Genomic DNA, 12,184 nt, shown 5'->3' with positions numbered 1-12,184 from the left:
TGTATTTTCAACAGGTCCGCCCGGAAACCGGCGTACCGCTCAGGATTCCAGCAGGCCCAGGTGCAATTCCCGGAGCTGCTCCGCGTCCAGGGGCGCAGGGGCGTCGATCATTACATCCCGGCCGCTGTTGTTTTTCGGGAAGGCGATATAATCCCGGATGGATTCCTGCCCGCCCAGGATGGCGACCAGCCGGTCCAGCCCAAAAGCGATACCGCCGTGGGGGGGCGCCCCGTACTGGAAGGCATCCATCAGGAAACCGAATTGCGCCCGGGCTTCGGCTTCGGTAAAGCCCAGGTGCCGGAACATGACGGCCTGGGTTTTTTTATCGTGGATCCGGATGGAACCGCCCCCAATCTCGTTCCCGTTCAGCACCAGGTCGTAGGCATTGGCGCGCACGGCTCCCGGGTCCGAATCCAGCAATTCCAGCTGGCCGGGTTTCGGGGCCGTGAACGGGTGGTGCATGGCGTGGTAGCGCCCGGACTCTTCGTCGAATTCCAGCAGGGGAAAATCCGTGACCCACAGGGGGGCAAATTCTTTCGGGTTCCGCAGGCCCAGGCGGCCGGCGAGTTCCATCCGCAACATGCTGAGCTGGCTGCGGGTTGTCCCGGCATCCCCGCTGAGGACGCAGATCAGGTCGCCGGGTGTGGCGCCCGTAGCCTCAGCCCAACGGGCCAGGTCTTCCTGGGAATAAAATTTATCCACCGAGGATTTGAAGCTGCCGTCGTCGTTGCATTTCACATAGACCATGCCCTTGGCGCCTACCTGGGGGCGCTTTACCCAGTCTACCAGGGCGTCGATCTCCTTCCGGGTGTAGGAGGCAGCGCCGGGAACGGCAATCCCCACCACCAGCTCGGCCTGGTTAAAAACATTAAAATCCCTGTGTCGGGCCACCTCATTGAGTTCCCCGAATTCCATACCGAAACGGATATCGGGTTTGTCCGAGCCGTACCGCCGGATCGCCTCGTCGTAGGTCATGCGCGGGAATTCGCCCGTGTCCACTCCGTTTACGGCCTTGAGCAGGTGACGCGTCAGTCCCTCGAAAGCCCGGAGGATATCTTCCTGTTCCACAAACGCCATCTCGCAGTCAATCTGGGTGAATTCCGGCTGCCGGTCCGCGCGGAGGTCTTCGTCCCGGAAACACTTGACAATCTGGAAGTATTTGTCCAGACCGCCAACCATCAGCAGTTGCTTAAAAGTCTGTGGGGATTGGGGCAGGGCGTAAAATTCCCCGGCATTCATCCGGCTCGGGACTACAAAATCCCGGGCCCCTTCCGGGGTGGATTTGATCAGGTAGGGGGTTTCCACCTCAATAAAGCCCTGGTCCGACAGGTACTTGCGGACCTCCATGGTTACCGTATGCCGGAACATCAGCTTGTTCTTTACCGGGTTGCGCCGGATATCCAGGTACCGGTACTTCATCCGGAGTTCGTCCCCCCCGTCCGTCTGGTCCTCGATGGTAAACGGGGGTGTCTCGGCCGGGTTCAGGACGGTCATTTCCTCCACGAGCACCTCGATGCCGCCCGTGGGCAGTTTCGGGTTTTTGGAGGCGCGCTCAATCACATTCCCTTTAACCTGCAGGACGTATTCCCTTCCGGTTTCCCGGGCCTGATCCAGCAGGGCTGCCGGCGTGCGCTCCTGGTCGAATACCAGTTGGGTGATCCCGTATCGGTCGCGCAGGTCGATCCAGACTACGAACCCTTTGTCGCGGACTTTCCCGGCCCAGCCGGCAAGGGTTACCTCCCGGCCGATATGTTCTTCCCTGAGTTCCCCGCAGGTATGTGATCGGTACATATGTCGTGATTTAGTGCTGGCAAAGGTACAGCAGAAAGGGGGAAGCCCGCAAGCCTTTTGCGAACTTCCCCCTTTGGCCGGATCCCTTTTTTCGGGACTAGGCGGCTTCCTGCAGTCGCCTCGCCTCTTCTTCCGATTTCGGCCGCCGCTTGCGCACGGCCAGTTTAATCCGGTAGGTGATGTTGAAGAGCACCGGAACGATGATCAGCGTCAGGAACGTCGCCACGATAAGCCCGAAGATCACGGTCCAGGCCAGGGGCCCCCAGAAGATCACGTTGTCCCCGCCCATATAGATGTCCGGCTGAAAGCTGCTGAAAAGCCCAAAGAAATTGATGTTCAGGCCAATAGCCAGCGGGATAAGCCCCAGCACGGTGGTGATGGCCGTCAGCAGTACGGGCCGCAGACGGGCCTTTCCGCCCCGGACGATGGCTTCTGTTACCTGAGGCAGTGTCAGCAATTCCCGGTCGTCCAGGCCGAGTTTTACCTTTTTCCGGTCGATCAGAATCTGGGTGTAATCCAGCAGGACCACCCCGTTGTTCACCACGATGCCCGCCAGGGAAATGATGCCCATCATGGTCATCATGATGACAAAGGACCATCCCGTGATGATCAGCCCGCCAAAGACCCCGATAAAACTCAGGAAAATGGCAGTCATGATGATGGCCGGCTTCGATATCCCGCCAAACTGAAAGACCAGCAGCAGCATGATCAGCCCGAGGCCGGAGAAGAAAGCCCCCACCAGGAACTGCATCTGTTTGTTCTGCTCCTCGAGCTGGCCGGTATAGTCGATGCTGACATTCGGCGGGACGCCTTCGAATTCCTCCATGGCGTCCTGGATTTGCGAAACGATGGCCCCGGCATCCGTGAACCCGGGGGTGAGGCCCGAGTAGACAGTCACCACGCGCTTGGCATCGATATGCTTGATGGCGCTGAACCCGGAGGTGTTCCGGTGGCTGGCTACGGCCGAGACCGGGATTTCCTTGATCTGCCCGGTGGCCGGGTCTCGGAAAATGATGTTCTGGTTGAACAGGGCACTCGTGTTGTAGCGGAGGTCTTCGTTGAAGCGGACATTGATGTCGTAATCCTCCCCGTCCTCCTTGTAGATACCCGCCTTGTCCCCGAATATGGAGCGCCGCAGCTGGTTGCCCACCTGGCCGACGGCCACGCCGAGTTCCCCGGCTTTTTCCCGGTCCACGATCACTTCCATGGAGGGCTTGCTCTTATTCACGTCGATCTTCAGTTCCTCGATTCCCTCGATGTTCTTGCTGTTGATAAAATTCCGCATCCGCTCGGCCAGGTTGATGAGCGTGTCGTAATTCTTTCCTTCCAGCTCCACGTTGATCGGGTAGCCGGCGGGCGGGCCCACTGCGTCTTTTTCAACGGAGATCTCTACCCCGGGGTACACCCCTTCCAGGGCCTGCTGGATCCTGAGCCGCAATTCCTCCGTATCCTTGCCTTCCCGGTATTTGTACTCCCGCATGGACAGCGTGATTTTTCCCCGGTGCGGCATTTCTGCGGCCGTCCCCCCTTCGGTAAATGGGTTCTCGGCCCCACGCCCCACCTGGGAAACCGTCGATTCGAGCAGCACGTTCCGATCGCCCATCATATAGGTGTCGCTGTCTACCACGGCGTACACGCGTTCCTCGATGGCCTTGGTGATCTCGTTGGTCTTTTCGATGGAGGTACCCTGGGGATATTCGATATACACATAGATCTCGTTGGGCGTATTGTCCGGGAAAAACTCCACCTTGGTCCGCTGGCTCGCCAGGGAAGCGCCGAAGGCCATAAACGCGGCGATCAAAAGGACGAACATTGTCCCGGCATACCAGTAGACGTTCCGGCCCCGCAGGGCGCGTTTGAGTTGGCCCTCATAGAAATTCTCCAGCCGGCGCAGGGTGACCCGCTGGAAGCGGTTTGCGCGTTTTTTGATCACGTACCGGTAAAGCCAGGACAAGCCTGCCGTGACGATCATCAGGGAGCCGAGCCCGCGCATGGCGCCCCCCACGATCAGGATGAAAATCCCCAGGGGTATCAGGATCAGCGACAGCCTCACGAGCTGTTTCCGCGTCAGTTCCTTTTCGCCCGTTTCCATGAAGTTCGATACGAGCATCGAATTCATGAAGATGGCTACAAAAAGCGACGAGCCGAGTACGACGGAAAGCGTGATCGGGAAGAAAATCATAAACTCCCCCATGATACCGGGCCAGAGGCCCAGGGGGACAAAGGCAGCCACCGTGGTGGCCGTGGAGATGATAATCGGCACCGCGATTTCGCCAATCCCTTTTTTGGCGGCTTCCAGTCGGGACATGCCCTCCTCATCCATCAGACGGTAGACGTTCTCTACAACCACCACCCCGTTGTCCACAAGCATCCCCAGGCCCATAATCAGACCAAAGAGGATCATTGTGTTCAGGGAGTAGCCGAGCCAGGAGAGGATCATAAAGGACATAAACATGGACATCGGGATGGCAAAGCCCACAAAAAGCGCGTTGCGGAACCCGAGGAAGAACATGAGCACGGTGACCACCAGCAGAATGCCGAAGATGATATTGTTCACCAGGTCATCCACCTGGTTCAGGGTCCGGCTCGAGGAATCGTTGGCGATGGTCACGTTCAGATCCCTCGGAAAATAATCCTCCCGGGCCTCCTGTACCAGGTCGCGAATTTTGTTGGCCGCTTCGATGGTGTTTTTACCCGACCGCTTTTTGATGTCGAGCATCACCACGCTCCGGCCTTTCTCCCGGGCATAGGTGGTCTTGTCTTCTTCGTGGAAGGTCACCGTAGCCACGTCCTTGATATACACGGCATTCCCGTTTTCGGATTTTACCACAAAGTTCCGCAGTTCGTCCGGGTCTTCCACTTCCCCGAGGATGCGAACCGTCCGGCGCTGGCCATTGGTCTGCAGGTTCCCGGCAGACATGGTCATGTTCCCATTGCGGATGGCGTTCAGCACGTCGTCGAAGCTCACCTTGGCGGCCATCATCTTGTAGATGTCCACGGCCACTTCCACCTCCTTGTCCTGGGCCCCGCGGATGTCCACCTCCTTAATCTCGTCGAGGTCCTCGATCTCGTCCTGCAGGTACTCCGCAAACTCCTTGAGCTGCTCCACCGGGTAGTCGCCGGTGAGGTTGACATTCATGATCGGGAAGGATTCCGCCAGGTTCAGGTCGAATACGTTCGGCTCCACCTTGGCGCCGTTGAATATCGGCCAGTCTTCCCCGGCCTTTTCAGCATCCACCTCGTCTTCTACCTTGAGTTTTGCATCCTGGACGCTGATGTTCTCGTCAAATTCCACAACGATCATCGAGTAGTCTTCCTGGGAAGTGGAGGTCAGTTCCACCAGGTTGCTCACATTCTTCAGCCGGTCTTCCAGCGGGTCGGTGATCAGCCGCTCGATATCCTCGGCCGTGTTGCCCGGATAGGGGGTGCTGATATACACCTTGGTTTCCTCCACCTCCGGGAAATCCTCCCGGGGCATGTTTTGGTAGGCGGAAATTCCCATGACCAGGAAGATGCCGATCATCACATAGATCACCGACGGGTTGTCGATGGCCCAGGACGAGAGCCAGAATTCCTTGTCTGCGTTCTTTTTCTGTCGGCTCATGCTTTGTTCAGTATTTGGATTTTCTGCCCTTCGCGAACGCGGCGGGCCCCTTCTGTGATAATCTGGTCGCCGGCTTCGATGCCACTGAGGATCTCCACCTGGTCGCCCTGCGACAGGCCGGTTTCCACCAGGCGCTTAACCGCCGTTCCCACGCCCTCAGCATCGATGTCCTCCGCCAGGTACACGTATTGCTGGCCCTCGGCATTCTCGGAGATCACCGAGGGCGGGACCAGGATGGCTGCCTCGGCAGAATAGTCGTTGATGCTGACGCGGGCCGTCAGGTTCGGCTTGATCTTCCCATCCCGGTTGGGCACGGGGATCTCCACGCTGAAGGACCGGTTGGTCGGATTGATGTAATTTCCGGTTTGCCGGACTTTCGTCCGGATGCTGTCGCCCAGGACCGGCAGGAAAATCATCACGTCCTTACCCGGGCGGACGCTCGGGAGGTAGCTTTCCGGTACATCTACTTCCACGTACATATCCGAGAGGTTTACCAGCCGGATCACAGGCATGCCGGCCGCCGGGTTGACGGTGGTTCCCGCTTCCAGAAGCACGTCGTCCACAATGCCGCTGAAAGGAGCCCGGATGGCCGACTTGGCCAATTGGGCCTCGGCCTGACGGATCTGGTTGGTCAGGGATTCAAACTCGGTTTTGGCCTGGAGGTACTGGATCTCCGAGCCGATATTCTGATCCCAGAGGCGTTTTTGGCGCTCATAGGTGGTTTCTGCCAGGGCCGCCTGGGTGCGGAGTTGCTCCAGGCCGCTCGACAGGCCGCCGTCGTCGATGCGGGCCAGGACCTGTCCTTTGCGGACCTGGTCCCCGTCTTCGACCAGAACGCGTTCCAGGGTGCCCGCCATTTCCGGGTAGAGCAGGACGTTCTGTTTGGTCTGCACATCGCCCTGGAGTTCCAGGTAATGGTCAAACCGGGCGGGCTGCAGCTGCATGGTGGATACCAGGGGCCGGTTGGCGTTTCCCTCCAGGGAGGCGATAACCGAATCGATTTGCCGCAGGGAGGCTTTCAGGTTTTTTTCCGTCTCGGACAATTCCTGCCGCCGGGCTTTGATGGCTTCCAGGTCCCCGTTGGCGAGGAGGGTGTCCAGGTCGCTGTCCGGGCTGCTTCCGCAACCCGAAAGGGCCAGCAGGGCAAAGGTCAGAAGGAGAATATTTTTCATGGGTGTATGATTGATGGTTGTTGAAATCAGGATTTTGGTCTGTATCGGGATTTTGGTTTGTATCGGTAGCATTCGGTTCATCACGGGTTGAGGATATTTTCAAGGGCTGTTTTCCGGTTGATCACGTCCACCATAGACTGCAGGTACTCCCGCTGAGCCGAATAGAGCTGGGTTTGTGCCTGGCGCAATTCAAAACTGGATGCCAGGCCTTCGGAGTACTTGATCGTGTTTTTGCGCTCAATGCGTTCGGCCAGGGCCAGGTTTGCCTTGCTCGTCTGGAAGGTTTCGATGGCCAGGGTGTAATCGCTCCGGGCCTGTTTCAGCTGGAGTTCGAGTTGTTGTTCGGTTTCCTCCAGCTGGGTTTTGGCCTTTTCAAGCGCAATTTTGGCCCGCTGGGTGGAGGCGCTCCGGCCCAGGGAACTGAAAATCGGGATCGATAAGTCAAACCCCAGGATGGAAGACTGAAAGCTCTGGGTGTCCCCGTCAAAATAGGCCAGCGGATCGCCAAAGCCCGTCCGGCCGTAGTTGATAAAAGCATTCAGGGTTGGCAACGCCCGGCTCCGGGCGAGTTTGAGTTCGTAGAACCGTTGCTCGTTGAGGTTCTGGGCGAGTTTATAATCGACGTTGTTTTCCAGGATAAAACCGGATTCCAGCAGTTCGGGCCGCGTTTCCTGCTCCACGAGTTCATCCAGGTCCTGGGTAAGGCGCGTGGGGTGGTCCAGGGGAAGGCCCATGGTGACGTTAAGCATCTGCAGGGTAATTTCCGCCAGGCGCTGGTTGCTGCTCAGGTTGTTGTGCAGGGTAGCCGATGTAATCTGGAGTTGTTCCACGTCTTCCTCTTCTGCCAGGCCGTTCTCGTAGAGCTTCTCGGTTTCAAACAGGTTTTTGTCTACGGCGGCAATGTCTTTTTCCAGCAATTCCACACTTTCGCGGGCCAGCAGAACATTCCCGTAGGATTCCACCACGGCCCGGCGCACTTCCTGTTCGGTTTTTTCCCGGTTGTTTTGGCTGTAGCTCAAAAATGCCCGGGTAGCCTGGATTCCGACGATATAGGAACCGTCGAAGATCTGTTGGCGCAGGGTGGCCGTGGCACTCATGGTCCGGGGCGGCCCGAATACAATTTCCTCGAAGGTGCCGGGTTCTCCCCCGAAGAACTCGGCCGGGATCAGGGAAATGGGTTGCTTGAGCTGGTCCTGATAGCTTACCGCCCCGCTGATCTGCGGCAGGCCCGATGCAATGGTCTCCCATTTCTGCTTTTCGGCATCCGCGATATCGCGGTTCGCATTGATGGCGCTGTAATTGTGCTCCAGGGCAAAGGCCACCGCTTCCTCCAGGCTAAAGGCCACGGGGGCCTCGGCCTCCTGATCCGCGGATTGTGCGGTCAGGGGGGGTGTGCCTGATTGGGTGGCAGGGGGTGTCATTTCTTGGGCATATCCCGCCCGGGCAATCAGCAGGGCAAGGATTCCGATACGAATCAATCGCATTTATTCCAGATTTGAGTTGATGATTTTATTGAGGACTTTCCGGCCGTCGGGTGTAACGATGCCCCGCAGGTGGTATTCCAGATAGTGGTCCATCAGGCCCGGCATCGGAAAGTCGGATTTCGGAAAAAGGTCTTCGTCATTCAGGCTGGTTACCCCTGCAAAATAGATGCGGGCAACAAAGCCGGGATCCAGGTTGGCCCGGTAGATCCCCATCGCCATCCCCCGGTTGATGTTCTTTAACACACACTCCTTCATCATGGCGAACTTCTGTTCGTTGAGGGATTCAAAAATTCGGGGATAGTATTTGCGGAGCTGGTACTGGGGGGAGGATTTCTCGTCCTTCAGGTGGGTCAGCGCAAATTTCTTGATTTCGTATAGCTCCTCGATGGGGTTCAGCCCTTGATCGGTAATACAGGTGATGCCCAGGGAGATCTTCTCGAACAGATTGCAGGTGCATTCGTGGATGAGTTCCGTCTTATTCTTGAAATGCAGATAGATTGTCTTTTTGGAAATCCCCAATCGTTCGGCCAGATCGTCCATGGTGACGCTCTTAAAGCCGAGTTGCAGGAACATCTCGCAGGCGGTATCGATGATTTGTTCTTTCATAGGGGGGGCAAATGTAGGGTGGAAACTTTAAAAACAAAAAAAGTTTCCAAGGTTTTACGATTATTTAACAATCACCTTACCCAATCCGGGTACACGGGACACATTCAGGGAGCTGTTTCTTCGGAGGGCGTGACTTGCAGCTCGGATGTATCCGGCCCGGCAGGGAGCGATAGCAGCGCCAGGCCAAAGGCCCTATCGATCCGTTCCCGGATGCTCCTCGGCCGGGGCATTTCCTGTTTCATTGTTCAATCTTTGGATGTAGTTGTTAAAGGCAGTTTCCCCCTCCTCGTTCCAGAATCGGTCGTAGTAGGCCCATTTGTCCTTTGTTTCGAAAACCCGGTTCCGGCAAACGGGCCGTTCCCCGCCTTTTCCGGATTTCTTTTTGCCGCCCCCCGAACCGTGGCCGCCAAACCCGAACAGCAATTTGGCCAGGACCAGGATGCCGAAGGCTTTCCAGTAACCCACCGTGGGGAGTCCGAACAGCTCGGGCATCAGCCAGTTCCAAAGCAGCATAAAGGCATAGCCCACCAGCAGGAAGATTCCAATGCCCAACAGGATGAAAAAGAATATTTTAACGCCTTTAGCCACCCCCCGTTTGACGCGGGCCTCCATCCGCTTTTCCATATGTTTTCCGTAATCCATGACTTTTGATTTTTATTTGTAAACCGTTTTGATATCTCTCGTAATGATTTTCACTGCCTTTTCAGACATAAAATTTTTCTGCAGGATCGACAGCGCCCGGTGCCTCCGGGACATAAGTGTCCCCGGGGAGATCCCGGTCATTTCGGAATACTCCCGGTAGGAGTAGCCCTCAAAATCCACAGCCAGGATCACCTCCCGGTAGTTGGGCTTCAGGTTTTCGATCCCCACTTTCAGTTGCCGCATCGTGGATTCCGGGTACCTTTCGGCCGACTCCCCGTAAAATCGTTCGGCAAATTCCGACCATCGCTCCTCCAGCCGCTCATTATCGCTCTGTTTCCCTTTTCGCGTCCGCATCACGTCGATGATCCTGTTCCGGACCGCGCGGTAGACAAACCCGGCAATATTGTTAATTTGCGAGAGGTCGTCTGCCCTGGAGAAAAGCCGCAGCGCCACGTCCTGGATGATATCCTCGGCATCCCGTTCGGCCGTGTCGTCGATGCGGGAACGCACATAGCCGCTCAGGGATTCGTATTCGTCCCGGAAGAATCGGTTCAGGTTGTTGTAATTGTCCTTGGCTGGGGCCATCGGGTTGATTTAGTTGCCGGCTTGCACCTGTATAGACGAAGACTTCCGATTCTATTGCATATTTTTCGGAAAAATTCGAAGGCTATGATTGAATCCATCGAGCAGTACCGCCAGTCATTTGACGATTATCTGCAGAAAATATTACAATTCGGGGAGCCGGCCGGGCTCTATGAACCCATCGGGTACATCATGGACCTGGGGGGAAAAAGGATGCGGCCGGTCCTGGTCTTATTGAGCGCGGAACTATTCGGGGCCCCCGCGGAGAATGCGTTGCCCGCTGCGGCCGCGGTGGAGATCTTCCACAATTTTTCCCTGGTACACGACGACATAATGGATGCGGCCCCGCTCAGGCGCGGCCGGCCCACGGTCCACCGAAAATGGGACCCGAATACCGCCATCCTCTCCGGCGATGCGATGCTCATTCGCGCCTACCAGCAGTTAGACGGCTATCCCCCGGAACTGTTCCAGCCGCTCACCCGGCTGTTTTCCCGGACGGCCCTGGAAGTTTGCGAGGGACAGCAATACGATATGGATTTTGAGTCCCGGGATGACGTGGGCATTCCGGAATACCTGCGGATGATTGAGTTCAAGACGGCTGTGCTCCTGGGCTGTGCCCTGCAAATGGGGGCCATCATCGGCGGTGCGGAGGTAGCGGAACAGGAGGCCGTTTACGATTTCGGGATCCGGCTCGGCCTGGCTTTCCAGTTGCAGGACGATTACCTGGACGTTTTTGGAAACCCGGAGACGTTTGGCAAACAGGTGGGGGGCGATATCATTGAAAACAAAAAAACCTATCTCTACCTGCAGGCCCTGGAGCGTTGCGGGGCAGACGATGCCCGGGAGCTTCGGGACCTCTATTCGGTCCGACCCACCAACCCGCAGTCCAAGGTAGACCGGGTACGCCAGATTTTTGAGACCTGCGGGGCCGACCGGCAGACCCGCAATCAGATTGGCGGTTACACCCGCGAGGCATTTGCCAGGCTCGATACGCTTACCGGAAACCCCCGGGCCAAGGCGGCGCTGCGCGATTTTGGGGAGTGGCTGCTCCGCCGAGACTTTTAAGGAAGGAACGCCACAAGGCGCGGATAAACAAGCGTTTCGGACAGGCCGCAATAATCCGGAGGTCTTCGCCCAGGGAAGTCTGCTGGTGCAGGAAACGCAATATCCGGGTGGGGGGGACGCGCCTGAAGAGGGCGGAAAACACCTCACCCCCGCGGGCATTGTTGCCCGCCAGCACCTCCAGCAACACCAAATCGTAGAACCAGAAGCGGTCCCGCCGCGCCATTTGCAGGCGCTTCCCGGATTTGAGGGCCTTTACCAACCGGGGAACCAGCTGCGTACTGTTCCAGAAGGTGTAGCCCGTGCTTGGACGGGCCCAGCCCCCGGCAATCCCGATATGGGTGATATGTTTGCTGTCCCGGGCCGTAAAATCGTTGCAGGTCATCGGGATGCTCCCGCGTTCTTTTTCCAGGATTTCATATTCCCCGACCCCGTATTCCTCCCGGAGGTACGCTTCAATGGCTGCCTCGTATTCCCCGGGTTCCAGCAGGTCTTTTGAAAAGAGCGTGTATTCCAACAGGGCCTCCGTCGGGGAGTCCGGGAGCACATACATAAAGCGCGTGTTTCCGCGCTGCGGGATGCCAAAATCCATAAAGGTCGGGGTGTCCGGATCAAAGACCGGCCGGGGGACCCGGACGCGCCACCCGATAAAATGCTGGCGAATCAGCGGATAGGGGCGCCCGGGGAGGGGCGGCTGGGAAAACGGGACGCTGCTGAAAACCCGGGAGGTTGTATAGGAGGCCCGGGACGTCTTCAGAAAGGCGCCATCGGGGCGCTCCTCAACATGGTTTACCGCTTCGCGTATGACATGGATATTCGGGCAGGTGGCGATCTTTTGGTAGTAGGACGCGTAAAAATCTTCCCCGCGGAGCATTTTGTAGGTCAGCGGAAGCAGGGGGAGCACCCGGTCGATCCCGGTTCCCCGAAAACGCATCCGGTCCCAGCGGGTTTCGATCAATTCGTCGAAAGCGCCCTCGCCGGACTCCCAAAAGCACCAGGTCCGGTCATTGCCTTTTTGCTCCTGTTTCTCGAACAGGGCAATCCGCTTCCCGTCAAACCAGGTGTCGCGCCCCATGGCTTCGGCGAGCAGGAGGCCGGAGGCCCCGCCCCCGATGATGATAAAGTCAAAATGTTCCATAGCGGCAGAAAGGCCCGGTTCCAAAAGTACGAATTCGGCCGTGAAACGCTTGCCGCTGCGAGAGGGCGGAATATCCCCGGCAGGCGGAATGCCCGGGCAAGCG

At 57.5% G+C, this 12,184-nt stretch carries 9 protein-coding genes; 1 reads left to right on the top strand and 8 read right to left on the bottom strand.

The genetic code is table 11. From position 1 onward, the window contains the following. Positions 1 to 39: 39 nt before the first annotated feature. The 7 genes from aspS to RB2501_RS02255 all read right to left on the bottom strand — a co-directional run bounded on the left by aspS (position 40) and on the right by RB2501_RS02255 (position 9,884). Entirely contained in the window at positions 40 to 1,791 is a 1,752-nt protein-coding gene (gene aspS, locus RB2501_RS02285; protein ID WP_015753106.1) for an aspartate--tRNA ligase, read from the bottom strand. A 97-nt stretch (positions 1,792 to 1,888) separates the two neighbouring features. Beyond that, on the bottom strand, positions 1,889 to 5,395 hold the full coding sequence (locus RB2501_RS02280; RefSeq protein ID WP_015753105.1) for an efflux RND transporter permease subunit: 3,507 nt from the start codon (positions 5,393 to 5,395) through the stop codon (positions 1,889 to 1,891). After that, a complete protein-coding gene (locus tag RB2501_RS02275) occupies positions 5,392 to 6,567 on the bottom strand; it encodes an efflux RND transporter periplasmic adaptor subunit (RefSeq protein WP_041326907.1) in 1,176 nt (391 codons plus the stop codon). Before RB2501_RS02275 ends, RB2501_RS02280 begins: the two co-directional genes overlap by 4 nt. An 80-nt stretch (positions 6,568 to 6,647) precedes the next feature. Then, entirely contained in the window at positions 6,648 to 8,051 is a 1,404-nt protein-coding gene (locus RB2501_RS02270; RefSeq protein ID WP_015753103.1) for a TolC family protein, read from the bottom strand. Further along, a complete protein-coding gene (locus tag RB2501_RS02265; protein WP_015753102.1) occupies positions 8,052 to 8,657 on the bottom strand; it encodes a TetR/AcrR family transcriptional regulator in 606 nt (201 codons plus the stop codon). It abuts the gene before it with no gap. 192 nt (positions 8,658 to 8,849) lie between these two features. Continuing rightward, complete coding sequence (locus tag RB2501_RS15710) at positions 8,850 to 9,299, bottom strand: hypothetical protein (RefSeq protein WP_015753101.1); 450 nt, start codon at positions 9,297 to 9,299, stop codon at positions 8,850 to 8,852. Positions 9,300 to 9,311: 12 nt separating this feature from the next. Then, positions 9,312 to 9,884: an RNA polymerase sigma factor gene (locus RB2501_RS02255; RefSeq protein WP_015753100.1), complete on the bottom strand. Its 573-nt coding sequence runs from the start codon at positions 9,882 to 9,884 to the stop codon at positions 9,312 to 9,314. Between the two features lie 84 nt (positions 9,885 to 9,968). On the opposite strand from RB2501_RS02255, the gene RB2501_RS02250 reads away from it, so the two are divergent. Beyond that, positions 9,969 to 10,946 carry a polyprenyl synthetase family protein gene (locus RB2501_RS02250; protein WP_015753099.1) on the top strand — a complete coding sequence of 326 codons (978 nt, stop codon included), beginning with the start codon at positions 9,969 to 9,971 and terminating at the stop codon, positions 10,944 to 10,946. Here the strand turns inward: RB2501_RS02250 and RB2501_RS02245 are convergent. Further along, positions 10,876 to 12,081, bottom strand: a complete 1,206-nt coding sequence (locus RB2501_RS02245) for a lycopene cyclase family protein (protein WP_015753098.1) — start codon at positions 12,079 to 12,081, stop codon at positions 10,876 to 10,878. The two genes, RB2501_RS02250 and RB2501_RS02245, sit on opposite strands and share 71 nt — an antisense overlap. Positions 12,082 to 12,184: the final 103 nt, after the last annotated feature.

Source organism: Robiginitalea biformata HTCC2501, from assembly GCF_000024125.1.
Taxonomy (GTDB): Bacteria; Bacteroidota; Bacteroidia; order Flavobacteriales; family Flavobacteriaceae; genus Robiginitalea; species Robiginitalea biformata.
The sequence above is the reverse complement of the archived record's forward strand: the minus strand, read 5'-3'. Positions and strand labels throughout refer to the sequence as shown.

Excerpts from the sequence above, each read along its gene's own strand:
- RB2501_RS02255 (WP_015753100.1), bottom strand. The coding sequence starts at position 9,884 with ATGGCCCCAGCCAAGGACAATTACAACAACCTGAACCGATTCTTCCGG.
- RB2501_RS02245 (WP_015753098.1), bottom strand. The coding sequence starts at position 12,081 with ATGGAACATTTTGACTTTATCATCATCGGGGGCGGGGCCTCCGGCCTC.
- RB2501_RS15710 (WP_015753101.1), bottom strand. The coding sequence starts at position 9,299 with ATGGATTACGGAAAACATATGGAAAAGCGGATGGAGGCCCGCGTCAAA.
- RB2501_RS02270 (WP_015753103.1), bottom strand. The coding sequence starts at position 8,051 with ATGCGATTGATTCGTATCGGAATCCTTGCCCTGCTGATTGCCCGGGCG.
- aspS (WP_015753106.1), bottom strand. The coding sequence starts at position 1,791 with ATGTACCGATCACATACCTGCGGGGAACTCAGGGAAGAACATATCGGC.
- RB2501_RS02275 (WP_041326907.1), bottom strand. The coding sequence starts at position 6,567 with ATGAAAAATATTCTCCTTCTGACCTTTGCCCTGCTGGCCCTTTCGGGT.
- RB2501_RS02265 (WP_015753102.1), bottom strand. The coding sequence starts at position 8,657 with ATGAAAGAACAAATCATCGATACCGCCTGCGAGATGTTCCTGCAACTC.
- RB2501_RS02280 (WP_015753105.1), bottom strand. The coding sequence starts at position 5,395 with ATGAGCCGACAGAAAAAGAACGCAGACAAGGAATTCTGGCTCTCGTCC.
- RB2501_RS02250 (WP_015753099.1), top strand. The coding sequence starts at position 9,969 with ATGATTGAATCCATCGAGCAGTACCGCCAGTCATTTGACGATTATCTG.